Origin of the sequence: Frigidibacter sp. RF13 (genome assembly GCF_026626305.1) — a bacterium.
Taxonomy (GTDB): domain Bacteria; phylum Pseudomonadota; class Alphaproteobacteria; order Rhodobacterales; family Rhodobacteraceae; genus TMP-24.
Map to the genome: position 1 here is coordinate 301,459 of NZ_JAPNUE010000001.1, position 14,919 is coordinate 316,377.

The following is a 14,919-nucleotide window of genomic DNA, read 5'->3' on the forward strand; positions in this document are numbered from 1 at the left end:
GCTATAGACGCCTCACCGGCACCCGTAGCTCAGCTGGATAGAGTGCTGCCCTCCGAAGGCAGAGGTCACAGGTTCGAATCCTGTCGGGTGCGCCAGTTTCCAGTCATTGAATAGTTGGACCCGGCGTGTAGCGCCTCATCCGCCCTGACAGGTGTCTTCGGCGCGAAGTGGGCTTGAGCGGCCCGATCAGCGGCTAGCCCCGGCCGGTCAGCCAGTTGCCGAGGCTCGCAAGGCGAGAGGGCGGGCCTTGCCGGCGTGCTTCGCTGCGGTCCGCTGCGTTCAAAAGCGCATACATCCCGGTGACGCCGAGCCAGCGGAGCGGTTCCGGTTCCCATTTGCGGACGCGGCGGTTGACCCAGGGCAGGCGGGTCAGGTCGCTGGCCTCGCCCCGTGCCAGGTCGGCGAGCGTGCGGCCCGCAAGGTTCGAGGTCGAGACGCCGACGCCGACATAGCCACCGGCCCAGCCGATGCCGGTTCCGGGGTCGAAGCCCACGGTCGCGCACCAGTCGCGCGGCACGCCGAGGACGCCGCACCATGCGTGGGCAATGGGCACATCCTTCGCGGCCGGAAAATGATCGTGCAGGATCGCGACGAGCCGCCGCACGGTCTCGGGGTCCGGCGCGCCGGAACGGTCGAGCGACGAGCCGTAGAGGTAAGGCACGCCACGCGCGCCCACGGTGATCCGCCCTTCGCGCGTGCGCTGGCAGTAGCAATAGGCGTTCTTGAAATCGCCAAAGATCTCATGTCCCTGCCAGCCGATCTTCGCCCAGATGTCATCGGGCAAAGGTTCGGTTGCGATCTGCGCCGAATTGAGGGGCAGCCAGTCCCGTTTCAGGCCCTTCAATGTCGCGGTGAAGCCTTCGGTCGCCCGCAGGATCACCGGCGCGCGGACGGCGCCACGAGTAGTCGTCACGCGGCCTGGTGCGATCTCCAGCGCCTCGGTACCCTCGGCGATGGTGACACCCAATCGCTCGACAACCGAGGCGAGTCCGCGCACCAGTTTCGCCGGCTGCACCCGCGCCACGCCCTTCACGATCATGCCGCCAAGCGTTCCGGGCACATTCACACGCGCAAGCGCCTCGTCGCGGCCGATCTCGAAGACGCGCTCTTCCTCGCCCCAACCGCGCCGATGGGCGACCTCGGCCTTCATCCGCGCCACTTGGGCGGGGTTCTTGGCGATCATCAGCTCGTCTGCCGGCAATATATCGGCCTCGATCCCCTCGAGTGCCGCCACCCGCATCACCTCGGCCACCGTGCCATTCATCGCGCCGACCATCGCCCTCACAGCCTCGGGCCCATGGGTCGTCGCATATTTCTCGTGGCTCCAGGCGAAACCGCCGGTCAGCCAGCCGCCATTGCGCCCTGAGGCTCCGAAACCGGCGAAATGTTTCTCGACGACGATGATCCTGAGACCCGCATCCGCCTTCTTCAGGTAATAGGCGGTCCAGAGCCCGGTATAGCCCGCACCGATAATGCAGACATCGGCATCGCGGTCGCCCGGCAGGGGCGGTCGCCGCTCCGGCAGGCCGATATCGGCATACCAGAAAGATACATCGCCCAGCCTGCGCGGCTCTGTCATGATCGTCTCCCCGTTGCCCGGGGACGCTAGCGCATCATGCCCTGCCTCGCCAAGCCCGGCTCAGCGCGACAGGAGCAGTCTGTCGCCCTCGATTCTCATCGAGAAGTTACGCAGGTAGCTCATGCCGAGCAGCGAATCCGTCATCTCGCCACCATTGACCCGTGCCCTGACCGCGCTGTCGTTGTAGGGACCGAGAAGGATTTCGTCGATCTGGACGCGGGCGGTCGGCACCGGACCGTTCGCGGTATCGGCGATACCGTCAAAGCTGAGCGTTGCCGGGTCGATGCCGATGTGCGCAGCATCCGCCTTGCTCAGCACGATGTCGCTTGCACCGGTGTCGATCAGTAAGGTGATCCGCTGTCCGTTTACCTGCGCGTCGACATAGAAATGCCCGTCGCGCGCGCGGGAAAGCTCCAGACTTCCGTCGCGCGATACGGCGCTGCGCGGGTTGAGCGCGCGCTGGATGTCGGGCCAGAGGCCGTAGCCCGCCACAAGGCCCGCGAAGAGGAAAGCCCAGATCAGCACCTGTTGCAGGGTCTGGCTGGTGCGCTGCCTCAGGCCCGAAAAGAGCGCGCCCGAGACGGCGAGGAGCAGGAGGCTCAGATAGATCAGCCGGGCGGTCGTGTCGCCATCCATCACAGAAGCCCTGTGCCCTTGATGCCGTCGAGCACGAACTGGACGGACAGCGCGGCCAGAAGCATGCCGAGCAGACGCGTCACCACGATGATGCCGGTGCGGCCGAGAAGCTTTTCGATAAGGCTCGCCATCTCGAACAATAGGAAGGTCACGACGATGACAAGCGCCATGATTGTGAGAATCGCAAGCGTATGGGGCACGCCGGTCGCAGGCGTGTTGTTGATCAGAAGGATCATGGTGGTAAAGGCGCCGGGGCCCGCGATCAGGGGCGTCGCCAGCGGAAAGACCGACGGGTCGTGATTGGGATCGGCCTGCTGGCCCTCGCGCCGTTGGGTGCGGCGTTCGAAGAGCATGTCGAGCGCGGTGATGAACAGAAGAAGCCCGCCCGAAATTCGGAAGGCGGGCATCGAGATGCCGGTCACCTGCAGAAGCTTGTTGCCGACGAGCCCGAAGACGGCAAGCAGAAAGGCCGCGATCAGACAGGCGCGGAGCGCCAGCGTGCGGCGGTGGGCGCGGTCCATGCCGCGTGTCAGCGCGATGAACAAGGGTACCAGCGCGATCGGATCGACGATCACGAAGAGCGTGACGAAGGTCGTCAGGTAGAATTGCGGCTCCATCGGTCTTCCTTGCGCCCGTTGTCTGATCTTGGTCGCCTGTAAGCGCGCGCGATGCAAGCCTCCTCGCGCGTTGGTCGAACGGAAAGCCTAGCGCAGGCGCCGCCGGTAGTCGGCCAGAACGAACAGGCGGATCGCAGTGGCAAGGCCGCAATCGGCCGGGCGGTTCTCATCCACCTCGGCCGCCAGCGCGTTGATCGCAAGGCCGCGCTCGGCGGCGATGTCGGTGAACGCCTCCCAGAACGGCCGTTCGAGCGAGACCGAGGTGCGGTGGCCGCGCAAGGTTAGGGAATGTTTCTGGGGGCGGGCGCTGTCCATTCCGCGGGTTAATCGCTATCGGCGCCACTGTCGCGCCGGTGCTGGTCGAGATGCCTGACCGCCTTTTCGGCCTCCGCGAGATACCTGTCCCGCGCGGCTTTGGTCTCACCATGCCGCGCGGCATTTTCGGCGGAGCTTTCGCGGGCGGCCGCGCGGGCCGCCTGTTTGCGCTTGGTGCGAAGGTTGACGACCTCTGCCATCAGCCTTTGGGGCCGACCATGTCTTCGGGGCGGACGATGCGGTCGAAGGTCTCGCCGTCGACGAAGCCGAGCGCGATGGCCTCTTCGCGCAGCGTCGTCCCGTTTTTGTGGGCCGTCTTGGCGACCTTGGTCGCATTGTCATAGCCGATGGTGGGGGCAAGCGCCGTCACCAGCATCAGGCTTTCCTTCATCAGCTTGTCGATCCGCGCGGTATTGGCCTGTGTCCCCACCACCATATTGTCGGTGAAAGACCCCGCCGCATCGCCCAGAAGCTGCATCGACTGCAGCACATTGTAGGACATCATCGGGTTGTAGACGTTCAGCTCGAAATGACCCTGGCTGCCCGCGAAGCCGACCGCCGCGTCATTGCCCATCACATGAGCGCAAACCATGGTCAGAGCTTCCGCCTGGGTCGGGTTCACTTTGCCCGGCATGATCGAGCTGCCGGGTTCGTTTTCCGGCAGGATCAGCTCGCCCAGGCCCGAGCGCGGGCCGGAACCTAGCAGGCGCAGGTCGTTGGCGATCTTGAACAATGCTGCCGCTACGGTCTTCAAAGCGCCCGAGAACATCACCATCGCGTCATGGGCCGCGAGCGCCTCGAACTTGTTCGGCGCAGTGACGAAGGGCAAGCCGGTGATCTTGGCGATCTCCGCCGCCACACGGGTATCCCAGCCCACGCGGGTGTTCAGCCCGGTGCCGACCGCCGTGCCGCCTTGGGCCAGTTCATAGATGTCGGGCAGGCAGGCCTTCACCCGCGCGATGCCCTTGTCGACTTGGGTCGCATAGCCCGAGAATTCCTGCCCAAGCGTCAGGGGCGTTGCATCCTGCGTATGGGTCCGGCCGATCTTGATGATGTCCTTGAACTCGGCTGACTTGGCCCAAAGGGCCTTCGACAGCTTCTCCAGCCCCGGGATCAGCACATCGCGGGCCATCATGCCGATCGCCACATGCATCGCGGTCGGGAACGTGTCGTTCGAGGACTGGCCCATGTTGCAGTGATCGTTCGGATGGACAGGCTTCTTCGAGCCTCTCACGCCGCCCAGCATCTCGATCGCGCGATTGCTGATCACCTCATTGGCATTCATGTTCGACTGGGTGCCCGAGCCGGTCTGCCAGACGACCAGCGGGAAATTGTCGTCGAACTTGCCGTCGATCACTTCCTGCGCGGCGGCGGCAATGGTTTCGCCCAGTTTTGCGTCAATGTCGCCCTGCGCGATGTTGACCAGCGCGCAGGCCTTCTTGATGACGCCAAGCGCGCGGATGATCGCCACGGGCTGGCGTTCCCAGCCGATCGGGAAATTCATGATCGAGCGCTGGGTCTGCGCGCCCCAATATTTGTCGGCGGGAACCTCAAGGGGGCCGAAGCTGTCGGTCTCGGTGCGGGTGGCGGTCATCGTGCGTCTCCGGCAGAAAGGGTCGCGCCCGTCATAGGCGCGCGCCGGTCGCGATTCAATTGAAATGGCCAGTGCGCCCCAAAGGTTAGCGCTATTTCTGGAAGAACCGGTGAACGCGGGCCGGGGGAAGGTTGGCCCAGACAAAGGCGGTCTGTTCGACCGACAGGCCAAATTCCTCGATCACTGCGGCCGGGACGGAAGGTTTCGGCCCATAGGTGAACTGGATATAGGGCGCGCCGGGGGCGAGGATGCGGAAAGCCGACGCGACGATGGCGCGACTGACGGGGGCGGGCATCGACAGAAGCGGCAGACCCGAGACGACCGCGCCCACGCCCGGCGCGACATGGTCATGCGCCCGGTCGGCGGGCTGGTTCAATACGCGCACGCCGGGAAAAGCCGCCGACAAGGCGGTGGTGAAAGTCTGGTCCAGTTCGAAAAGCGTCAGGTCGGCCGAGGCCACACCGGCGGCAAGGATCGCACGGGTCAGGCTGCCGGTGCCGGGGCCGAATTCCACCACACGGCCGGTTTCTGGCCCGAGGCCGCGCGCCATTGCCCGGCCGAGAAAGCGCGAAGAGGGCGCGATGGCGGACACTTGTTTGGGATTGCGGATCAACCGGCGAAGGAACAGGGTCTTGTCCGCAAGCATGATATTCTCGGATAGGAGGGAGGGGGCGTCAGGTCTTGCGGAACTTGTCGAGGCTCACGACCTCGGCCTCGCGAGGAGCAGGTTCCTCAGCTTCGGCATCTTCCGCCATCGGCGCGCCGTCGTCCTCTTCCTCGTCGTCATCCTCGGCATCGTGGGTCTCGAACCTCAGGCCGAATTCCACCGCCGGATCGACGAAAGTGCGGATCGCATCGAAGGGGATATAAAGCGGCTCCGGCTGGTCGCCGAAATTCAGAGTCACCGAAAAGCCGCCTTCATCGACATGCAGCCCTTCGAACCAGTGCTGCATCACGACCGTCATATCCTCGGGGTAACGTTCGCGCAGCCAGTCGGCCAGTTCGGCATCGGGATGGGACGTGTCGAAGGTGATGAAGAAATGATGATTCCCCGGCAGACCATTCGCCTCGACATCCTTCAGCACCTGAATGATCAGGCCGCGCATGGCGCGGTGCATCAGGTTGCCATAGTCGATCTTGCGGGCCATGCCTCATCTCCTTCGCCGGTCAGCATAGGGCTTTTGACCCCGAAAGGAAGGGGGCGCAAGCCCGGGCGCGGGAAAGTTTTCAGACGGCGGCGAAGCCGTGCCGGAGAAGGCCGATGACCGCGCTGAGCAGAAGAACCAACGGCAGCGGCCAGTGCCGCCGGATCAGAAGCCAGCCACTGGCAAGAGCAAGAGCAAATGCTGCAATTTCAAAGCTTTCCGGGCGAGGCGCTGGGAGCGATACCGGACCTGCCTGCCACGTCCCGACCTCGGTAAAGACCACATGCAGCGCAAACCAGAGCGTCAGGCTGGCGATCGTGCCGACCACGGCGGCGCTTATGCCCGCGAGCGCGCCCTTCAGGCGCGGCCGGGCCGTGATCGCCTCGATCTGCGGCGCAAAGGCGAAGATCCACAGGAAGCAGGGCAGGAAGGTGACCCACAGGCAGAGAAGGCCCGCAAGGACGGCAAGCGACGCGCCGCCCTCTTGATAGCCGGCCAGTACCGCCACGAATTGGGTGACCAGAATCAGCGGTCCTGGCGTGGTTTCCGCCAGCCCCAGCGCATCCATCATCTGCGCGGTTGTCAGCCAGCCTTTGTCGGCGACCACGGCCTGCGCCATATAGGTCAGCACCGCATAGGCGCCGCCGAAGGTCACAAGGGCGAGCTTCGAGAAGAAGAGCCCGATGTCGAACAGGAACCGCTCCCCGGCGGCCCAGAGAAACGCCAGCGCGCCACCCCAGAGCAGCGCCCCCGGCAGGAGCGTGCGCCAGACGCCCGCAAGGGTGATGGGTCCGGCGGCTTTCGCCTGTGCCTCTGTCGCGGACAGGGCGAACGTCCCGAAAAGGCCGCCCGCTACCAGAACCAGCGGGAACGGCAGGGCGAAAGCAAAGACTGCCACAAAGGCCAAGACAGAGATGGCGCGTTCCGTCCGGCCCTTCAGCGCCCGCTTGGCCACCCGCATGAGCGCTTCAAGCACGATCGCGGCGACCGAAGCCTTCACTCCCCAGAAAAGCGCCGCAACCGGGCCAACCGCGGCCCAGAGCGCGTAAAGAAAGGCCAGAAGGAAAATAACTGCCGCGCCAGGCAGAACGAAGAGAAGCCCGGCTACCAACCCGCCGCGCAGGCCGCGAAGCCGCCAACCGCAATAGGTGGCAAGCTGCATCGCCTCCGGTCCCGGCAGGAGCATGCAGAAGGACAGGGCGCGCAGGTAGTCCTCTTCGGCGAGCCAGCGTTTCTCGTCGACCAGGATGCGGTGCATCAGCGCGATCTGGCCCGCTGGACCGCCGAACGACAGAAGCCCGATCCGCCCGAAGGTGCGCCAGAGCTCGCCCCAGCCGGGCGCGATTGCCGCGATCATTCCCGCCGCCCCGCGGGCCAGTCATGGCCTTCGTCAAACCCGTCACGTGCCCAGCGGTAGAGCGCATCGTAAAGCGTCATGCCCGCGTCGAGCTGCGCGAGGTCATCGCGATACTGGCGCGAGAGGCCAACCGACAGCGCAAGAAGTCCCGCCGCCTGCGGTGCCAGGTCGTGCCGGTCGGTATCAGCGGCACGTACCACGAGAGCCAAACGATCAAGGGCGGGCGTGTGCAGGCCAAAGTCGTCGAGGAAAGCGTCGAAACTGCACATTTCGCCCCGATGCGAATAGGTCACGCCTTCGATGTCGAACGGTGTTGCCCCGAACCGGTCTGCCACGGCCGCGACTTCCGAGGGCGCCACGAACAGGAAGCGCGCCGCCGGGTCGATGAAGCGCTTTATGAGCCACGGGCAGGCGATCCGGTCGATCTTCGGCCGGTGGCGGGTGACCCAAAGGCTTGGTTGTCCGGACACGGGCAGCAGGCGGGCAGGCAGGGCAGGCAGACCGGCGGCACGTGCCGCCTCCCATCCGCCTTCCAGGTGTTCCGCTGACACGCCTTCGGTGCGCAGAAGGGCTGCAGCACCCTCGGACAGTTTCAGCCCGCGCTGGCACAGAACGACGGCGCCCTGCGCGCCGAACCGCGACGCAAGCGCCGCCACTTCACCATGTTGGGCGCGAAGGCTGCAGGGCAAAAGGTACGGGTCGAGTGCGAAGTCCTCTGCCGTTCGCACATCGATGAGTACCGGAGCCTCCGGTGTGCCGATCAGGCGGGAGAGTTGAACAGACGTTATCGAATTGAAACCGGGCATGGCATCCTCATTCAATCGGGATGCGTCGCTTGGGCCGTAGCCTCACGGGGCGCGCCGCTTGGGCCCCATGCGATCTTGATGGCAGCGGCGGGCCTGCCGGTCAAGCCCTGCATCTTAGCCGATCGGGCGGACGAGTTCGCGCATGATCTTCAGACGTATGGCGCGCGGGTAATCGAGATGCCCGCCCGCCGTCACCACGAAGCCACCCTTTGTGATAACCGAGCGCAGGTAGAATTCGGTGATCGCGAAGCCCACGCCCTCGATGGCGATCGCATTGATGGAGATTCCGCCGTCGATGGCACGCTGGCGCGCGACGGCAAGCGAGCCACCGGCGTTCTGGACGCCGTCGCCCGAGATGTCGATCACCCGGCGCGGGCAGTCGGGAACCGCGGCGAACTGATCGACCGCAAAGGCAATGGCGTCGCCCACGGCGGTATCGGCCTTGCCGAAGGCCCGTTCCTGCGCCATCGCTGCCCGGGCGAAGGCAGCCGCGTCGCCCTCATTGCGGATCCGCCGCCACGGCTGCACCATCTTCTGCATCCCGACCGAAGACCATTGCATGACGCTCAGTGCTACTTCGCCCTGTACCAGCGCATCGACGATCACCGGATCCTCAAGCGCCGCTGCCGTCCCTTCGACCTGCAAGAGATATTCCGCATCGTCGACCGACCCGGATATGTCGATGGCCAAGAGAAGTGCCATGCGGCAGGCGGCCGTGGCTGGCGTCGCCAGCATCATGAGAGTGCAGAAAAGCCAAAGGCGGGGGCGTCGCATGGCCGGATCATGGCCTGCCACCCGGCGTCGGGCAAGGATTCTGTCAGCCCAGCCGTTCGCCCGAAAGGAGAAGAAGGAATGCCTCCTCCGGCAAGAGGCCGGCGCTCGCGAAGAAAGTGAGGAAATCAAACGAATTATAGGCCTCGACGATCTTGCCGCCCTCGAACCGCATGGCGACCTGCCCTGTGGTGCGCACCTCGCGCATGTCATGGGCGCCGAGCGCCTTGACCGAGATCTGCGCCCAGAGCCAATCCTCCGTTTCGAACGACCTGTCGAAGATGAATTCCAGATCCCGGACGAGCGCGGTCAGCGCGGGCACCAGGGCGCGGAAATCCTCGGGCCCGACCTGGCCATCGGGCATCAGCCCGTCGGCGCCGACATGGGGGGCGAAATAGGCGTCAATCGCAGCCAGATCCTGTTCGATCCAGATGCGGTGATACCAGTCCTTCAGGATGTCGAGATGACTCATCACACGTTCGCTTTCCAGTCAGTGCCCCACGGGAAAGAAGCGGCCGGAAAGAAGCACGCTAACCCTCGACACTCGCACCGTTTCGTCCGGCCGCCCGCACCGCATACCCGTCGCAGAACAACAGCATCCTGCAGGCCCGACCCTAGGGCCAAGGGATTGAAGAAACGTGAAGGGGAAAGGGAAAGTGCAGGTTTCTGTTGCCAGGTACCTGCGAACCCCGCCTTACGCGGCTAAGCGCAAGGGCTTAGTTTCGGCGACCCGAACTGCTTACGCAGCCAGAGCCATTGCCGGAGCACGGTTGTTATTGGCAACTGTACTTTGCGGACCGATAACGGTGGCACCCCGCCGAGACAAAGCAAACCCCTTTAGGCGTTCGTCGATCCTATTTCGGCCCCATGTCCCGCCAATACGGGGTTTGGTGGAGCCGCCGGGTACCGCCCCCGGGTCCGATCCGATTATTACGAGCGCGTTTATGTCCATAGTCCGGGCGAACCCGAACGGAAGGAATATAGGCGGCGGCCCGAGCGGGGGCAAGTGGCGGCCGTCCTGCCGCAGCTGATTGAAGCGCGCGGCCGGGGCAGAAAATCCTTTGCTAAGGATTTTCCGCGGCACCATTGCTATTCCAGCTCGATCGTTCCCGGCGGCTTCGAGGTGCAGTCATAGAAGACGCGGTTCACGCCCTTCACCTCGTTGATGATCCGCGTCGCGGTTTCGCCGAGGAAATCGTGGGTGAACGGGTAATAATCCGCCGTCATCCCGTCGACCGAGGTCACGGCGCGGAGGCCGATGGCGTAATCGTAGGTGCGGTAGTCGCCCATCACGCCCACGGTGCGCATCGGCAGGATCGCGGCGAAGGCCTGCCAGATCTCGTCATAAAGCCCGTGTTTGCGGATCTGGTCGATATAGACGGCGTCCGCCCGGCGCAGGATATCGAGTTTCTCGCGGGTGATCTCACCCGGGCAGCGGATCGCAAGGCCGGGGCCGGGGAACGGGTGGCGGCCGATGAACGACTGCGGCAGGCCAAGTTCGCGGCCAAGGGCGCGCACTTCGTCCTTGAAAAGCTCGCGCAGCGGTTCGACGAGCTTCAGGCCCATCTTTTCCGGCAGGCCGCCGACATTATGGTGCGACTTGATCGTGACCGATGGCCCGCCGGAAAAGCTGACCGACTCGATCACGTCGGGGTAGAGCGTGCCCTGCGCCAGGAATGTCGCGCCGCCGACCTCGGCCGCGTGCTTCTGGAAGACGTCGATGAAGAGCTTGCCGATGGTCTTGCGTTTCACTTCGGGGTCGGAAACCCCGTCCAGCGCGCCGAGGAAGAGGTCGCTTTCATCCGCGTGGATCAGCGGCATGTTGTAATGGTCGCGGAACATCGCCACGACCTGTTCCGCTTCGCCCAACCGCAGAAGGCCGTGATCGACGAAGACGCAGGTCAGCTGGTCGCCGATCGCTTCGTGAATCAGGACGGCGGCGACGGACGAATCCACCCCGCCCGACAGACCGCAGATGACCTTCGCATCGCCCACCTGCTCGCGGATCTTCTTGATCGCTTCCTCGCGGTAGGCGCCCATCGTCCAGTCGCCCTTGAACCCGGCGAGCCGCACGAAATTCTCGTAAAGCTTCGCGCCCTTCGGCGTGTGGTGGACCTCGGGGTGGAACTGCACCGCAAAGAAGCGCCGGTCGGGGTCGGCGGTGATCGCGAAAGGCGCGTTCGGAGAAGTGCCATAGACCTTGAAGCCCGGGGCGATGCGGCTGACATGGTCGCCGTGGCTCATCCAAACCTGTTCGGGACCCTCCTCGTACCATCCCTCCAAAAGTGGTATGGTCGCGTCGGTGGGCGTCACGAAGGCGCGGCCAAACTCCGCCGTGCCATGCCCGCCTTCTACCTTGCCGCCAAGGCAGTGCATCATCACCTGCTGGCCGTAGCAGATGCCGAGGATCGGCACACCCATGTCGAAGACGCCCTTGGGCGGCATCGGCGCACCCTCGGCGTAGACCGATGCGGGGCCGCCGGAGAAGATCACCGCTTTCGGGGCGAAATCCTTGAGGAAGGCATCGTCCACCCGGTTGAACGGATGGATCTCGCAATAGACGTTCAGCTCGCGAAGCCGCCGCGCAATGAGCTGCGTCACCTGAGAGCCGAAATCGATGATGAGAAGTCGATCATGCTTGGTCATGGCCAGCCAATATTGGCTTCGTCAGGCCTGCGCAAGGGGCGCATCCGGGCAAGCACGACCGCTGCCCGCCCAAGACGGACCAAGCCTGCCGGCGTAGGCCCGGACCGACATCGACCAATGTCGTTTTTGGGCGCCAAGTGCCGCTTGGCGCCGGAGGCCCGCAAGGCAAAGGCGTAAAAGCCGAAGAAGCGAATTCCAAGGAGCCGTTAACATGAGTGATGTCGTCGAGGGCCGCAGGGCAAGGGGTGGCGGCGGAGCCGCGCGCCGGGCGGAGCGGACCGCCGTCCGCATCGAGGCCGCGCGCTACATCGAGCGCAATATCCCGAACCTCGAGATCCTGAACGAGGAAGCGCTTCAGATCATCGAGGCGAATGCCGAGACGATTCTCGAAGAGATCGGCGTCAATTTCGTCGAGAACCCCGGCGCCCTGGCGCTGTGGAAAGAGGCGGGGGCCGATGTGCAGGGCGAGCGCGTCCGTATTCCGCGCGGCCTTGCCCGGCAGCTCTGCAAGACGGCGCCCTCGTCCTACGTCCAGCATGCCCGCAACCCCGAACGCTCTGTCACCGTCGGCGGTCGTGGTCTGGTGCTCGCGCCGGTATATGGCCCACCCTTCGTGCGCGATGAAAACGGCCGCCGCTATGCGACGATGGAGGATTTCCAGAAGTTCGTGAAGCTCGGCTACATGTCGAAATGGCTGCACCATTCCGGCGGCACGGTCTGCGAGCCGACCGACATTCCGGTGAACAAGCGCCATCTGGACATGCTCTATGCCCACATGACGCTGTCGGACAAACCCTACATGGGGTCGGTTACGGCGCCCGAACGCGCGGCGGATTCGGTCGAGATGTCCGACATTCTCTTCGGCGGGCTCGACGGGCGCACGGTGATGACCTCGCTCATCAACATCAACTCGCCCATGACCTTCGACGGGATCATGATGGGCGCGCTGGAAGTCTACGCCAAGGCGAACCAGGCCGCGATCATCTCGCCCTTCATCGTCGGCGGCGCCATGTCGCCGGTGACGGTCGCGGGCACGCTGACGCAGGTCATGGTCGAGGTTCTGGCGGGTGTCGCCTACAGCCAGCTGGTGAAAAAGGGCGCGCCGGTTATCGCGGGCGCTTTCGTGACGTCGACCGACATGGCCTCGGGTGCGCCGACCTTCGGAACGCCCGAAGCGAGCCTCATCACCTATGGCGCGGGCCAGTTGGTCCGCCGTCTGGGCGTGCCCTACCGGTCGGCCGGGTCATTCTGCGGCTCCAAGCTTCCCGATGCGCAGGCGGCTTATGAAACCGCGAACAGCCTCAACATGGGGCTGATGGCGGGGGTGAACTTCATGCTCCATGCCTGCGGCTGGCTGGAGGGCGGGCTGGTGTCGTCCTTCGAGAAGTTCGTGATGGATGCCGATCAGCTGGGCGTTCTGCATCATATCGCCAAGGGCATCGACATGTCGGAAAACGGCCTCGCGATGGACGCGCTCCGCTATGTGGGCTCGGGCGAGGCCAGCCATTTCCTTGGCACCGACCATACCCAGGCGAACTTCCGCAGCGCCTTCTGGAAATCGGACCTCTTGGACTACAAACCGTTCGAGACCTGGGAAGAGGAAGGCGCGCGCGACACGGTCCAGTTGGCGCGTGAGCGCGTGGCGAAGCTTCTCAATGATTACCAGAAGCCCGCCATCGACCCGGCGGTGGAAGAGGCGCTGACGGAATATGTGGCTAAGAAGAAGGCTTCGATGCCAGACGCCTTCATGTGATCTACCTCACGCGGACAGGAATTGAAGGGCGCGGCCTCTGCCGCGCCCTTTGTCGTCACACCGGCCGGGGCAACAGCCGCGCCTCGGCGATCATGGCGATCAGCACGTCGATATGGCGCGCGAAGGAATAGGTGGCGTCACCCTTGCGCCGGATATCCTCCAGCCGCTCCTCCTCCTGCAAAAGCGCCGACACCGCGGCCTCCGGCTGCGGAACCTCGGCGGTACGCATCACCCGTTTCAGATCGCGGCGCCGGTTATAGTCCATCAGCCCGGCACGGGCGGCGCGCACCAGAAGGGCGGGGCGGCGCAGATCGGATACGAGGCGGAAGAGGTCGGTCATCCTGGGTCTCCTGTTCAATACAACCCAAGAGTGTTTTCTGTTTTGGTGCCGTTGCGCACTGGCGCGAAACAGCGAACGTTTCGTTCGAAGAAATTTATAATTTATCAATAATTCTCTGGATCGAGCCGGGAATTAACGCCCGGGTAAGAATTGCAACCGACGGTTGCTATGGTCTGCAACCGCGCGGCCGGTCAAGAAAACCGCGCGACAACGGGGAAAATCATGCTGGTCAATGCCATAGGCCCGGCGGCTTTGCCCGCCTGGTTGCCGGAGGACGCACGCCTGTACCTCGCCCATGTCTGCGGCGCCCGCACGTTGAGAGAACTGGCGCGCGCCGAAGGCTGCCATGCCTCCACCGTAATGCGCCGGGTCCGCGCCTTCGAGATGCGCCGCGACGACCCGCTTGTGGACGAAGCGCTGTCGGCCCTCGAGGCCGCGCGCCCGACCGCGCTGGAAGAATCTGCAACGAAAGAGGGAAGCCCCATGTCCGCACCGATCCGCACCGGCCTGAAATCCCATCCCGATCAAGCCACCGTCGACCGCGAGGCGAGGCGCATCCTGCGGCGCCTCTGCGAGGCGGGCGCGGTTCTCGCCGTGGCGCCCGACATGGAAAAGGCCGTGGTCTTCAAGGGCACCGTGCGCACGGCGGTGGTGGACAGGACCGTGGCGCAGGCCTTCGCGCTGAAGGACTGGATCGCGGTCAGGGACAGCGGGCGGCTCATCACCTACGAAATCACCGGCGCCGGTCGCGCGGCGCTGAAGCGGCTTCTGGACGCCGAGCGCGCCCATCAGCCCGGCTTCGCCGAGGCCCGTGCGCCCTTCGCCGATCAGCACCGGACATGGGGCGAGCGCAATGTGATGGAGCCGGGCGAGGCGGAGCCCAAACGCATGCGCTACAACCTCGCCGAAAGCCCATTCGCAGCGCTGGCGCGGCGGCGCGACAAGGTTGGCAAACTGTTTCTTGAGCCCGATCTCGTGGTGGCGGGCGAGCGACTGCGCGAGGATTTCGAGCTGGCGCAGATGGGGCCGCGCGTCGCGCAGAACTGGGACAAGTTTCTGACAGCAAGCGGCCGGGGCAGCTTTCAACCCGATGCAGGCAAGGCCGAAGGTCCGGCGAAGGCCCGTGCCCGCGTTGCCGCCGCGCTCCGCGATCTCGGGCCCGGCCTCGGAGATGTCGTCCTGCGCTGCTGCTGTTTCCTCGAAGGGCTGGAGGTCGCCGAAAAGCGCATGGGCTGGTCGGCACGGTCAGGCAAGATCGTGCTCAGGATCGCGCTCATCCGGCTGAAGCGGCACTATGACGAAGTCTATGGCGGCAAGATGCCATTGATCGGCTGACCGCCGCGCGGGGGACGGGGGCCGC

Annotated in this window: 16 protein-coding genes, 1 tRNA gene and 1 other RNA gene; 3 read left to right on the forward strand and 15 right to left on the reverse strand. The window is 64.8% G+C overall.

Translation table 11 applies throughout. The annotated features are described in order from the left end of the window. Positions 1–18 precede the first annotated feature (18 nt). Positions 19–95: transfer RNA gene (locus tag OU426_RS01430), tRNA-Arg, on the forward strand. A gap of 98 nt (positions 96–193) precedes the next feature. On the opposite strand, the gene OU426_RS01435 is transcribed toward OU426_RS01430, so the two are convergent. The 14 genes from OU426_RS01435 to guaA form a co-directional block, all read right to left on the reverse strand. Next, positions 194–1,582, reverse strand: coding sequence for an NAD(P)/FAD-dependent oxidoreductase (locus OU426_RS01435; protein WP_267632889.1), 1,389 nt, complete (start codon positions 1,580–1,582; stop codon positions 194–196). Between the two features lie 57 nt (positions 1,583–1,639). Continuing rightward, positions 1,640–2,215 carry a retropepsin-like aspartic protease family protein gene (locus OU426_RS01440; RefSeq protein WP_267632066.1) on the reverse strand — a complete coding sequence of 192 codons (576 nt, stop codon included), beginning with the start codon at positions 2,213–2,215 and terminating at the stop codon, positions 1,640–1,642. Then, on the reverse strand, positions 2,215–2,832 hold the full coding sequence (locus OU426_RS01445; RefSeq protein ID WP_267632067.1) for a MarC family protein: 618 nt from the start codon (positions 2,830–2,832) through the stop codon (positions 2,215–2,217). The genes OU426_RS01440 and OU426_RS01445 overlap by 1 nt, the downstream gene beginning before the upstream one ends. An 87-nt stretch (positions 2,833–2,919) precedes the next feature. Beyond that, a complete protein-coding gene (locus OU426_RS01450) occupies positions 2,920–3,147 on the reverse strand; it encodes a ribbon-helix-helix domain-containing protein (RefSeq protein WP_267632068.1) in 228 nt (75 codons plus the stop codon). A gap of 8 nt (positions 3,148–3,155) precedes the next feature. Next, on the reverse strand, positions 3,156–3,347 hold the full coding sequence (locus tag OU426_RS01455; protein WP_267632069.1) for a DUF4169 family protein: 192 nt from the start codon (positions 3,345–3,347) through the stop codon (positions 3,156–3,158). Further along, positions 3,347–4,741, reverse strand: a complete 1,395-nt coding sequence (gene fumC, locus OU426_RS01460; RefSeq protein WP_267632070.1) for a class II fumarate hydratase — start codon at positions 4,739–4,741, stop codon at positions 3,347–3,349. Before fumC ends, OU426_RS01455 begins: the two co-directional genes overlap by 1 nt. Before the next feature lie 91 nt (positions 4,742–4,832). Beyond that, positions 4,833–5,387, reverse strand: coding sequence for a class I SAM-dependent methyltransferase (locus tag OU426_RS01465; protein WP_267632071.1), 555 nt, complete (start codon positions 5,385–5,387; stop codon positions 4,833–4,835). 28 nt (positions 5,388–5,415) lie between these two features. Then, positions 5,416–5,889 (reverse strand): SspB family protein, encoded by a 474-nt coding sequence (locus OU426_RS01470; protein WP_267632072.1) that lies wholly within the window; start codon positions 5,887–5,889, stop codon positions 5,416–5,418. A 79-nt stretch (positions 5,890–5,968) separates the two neighbouring features. After that, complete coding sequence (gene chrA, locus OU426_RS01475; protein ID WP_267632073.1) at positions 5,969–7,243, reverse strand: chromate efflux transporter; 1,275 nt, start codon at positions 7,241–7,243, stop codon at positions 5,969–5,971. Next, entirely contained in the window at positions 7,240–8,049 is an 810-nt protein-coding gene (locus OU426_RS01480; RefSeq protein WP_267632074.1) for a chromate resistance protein ChrB domain-containing protein, read from the reverse strand. The genes chrA and OU426_RS01480 overlap by 4 nt, the downstream gene beginning before the upstream one ends. A gap of 114 nt (positions 8,050–8,163) precedes the next feature. Further along, entirely contained in the window at positions 8,164–8,823 is a 660-nt protein-coding gene (locus OU426_RS01485) for a DUF1194 domain-containing protein (RefSeq protein ID WP_267632075.1), read from the reverse strand. Between the two features lie 43 nt (positions 8,824–8,866). Further along, positions 8,867–9,292, reverse strand: coding sequence for an ester cyclase (locus OU426_RS01490; RefSeq protein ID WP_267632076.1), 426 nt, complete (start codon positions 9,290–9,292; stop codon positions 8,867–8,869). Between the two features lie 183 nt (positions 9,293–9,475). Beyond that, positions 9,476–9,830, reverse strand: a transfer-messenger RNA (tmRNA) gene (gene ssrA, locus OU426_RS01495). 79 nt (positions 9,831–9,909) lie between these two features. Continuing rightward, entirely contained in the window at positions 9,910–11,466 is a 1,557-nt protein-coding gene (guaA, locus tag OU426_RS01500) for a glutamine-hydrolyzing GMP synthase (RefSeq protein ID WP_267632077.1), read from the reverse strand. A gap of 211 nt (positions 11,467–11,677) precedes the next feature. On the opposite strand from guaA, the gene OU426_RS01505 reads away from it, so the two are divergent. Continuing rightward, positions 11,678–13,219 carry a trimethylamine methyltransferase family protein gene (locus tag OU426_RS01505; protein ID WP_267632078.1) on the forward strand — a complete coding sequence of 514 codons (1,542 nt, stop codon included), beginning with the start codon at positions 11,678–11,680 and terminating at the stop codon, positions 13,217–13,219. A 55-nt stretch (positions 13,220–13,274) separates the two neighbouring features. On the opposite strand, the gene OU426_RS01510 is transcribed toward OU426_RS01505, so the two are convergent. Continuing rightward, positions 13,275–13,559, reverse strand: a complete 285-nt coding sequence (locus tag OU426_RS01510; RefSeq protein ID WP_267632079.1) for a DUF6477 family protein — start codon at positions 13,557–13,559, stop codon at positions 13,275–13,277. Between the two features lie 222 nt (positions 13,560–13,781). Here OU426_RS01510 and OU426_RS01515 point away from each other — a divergent pair, with 222 nt between their 5' ends. Further along, positions 13,782–14,894 (forward strand): DUF6456 domain-containing protein, encoded by a 1,113-nt coding sequence (locus OU426_RS01515; protein WP_267632080.1) that lies wholly within the window; start codon positions 13,782–13,784, stop codon positions 14,892–14,894. Positions 14,895–14,919 lie beyond the last annotated feature (25 nt).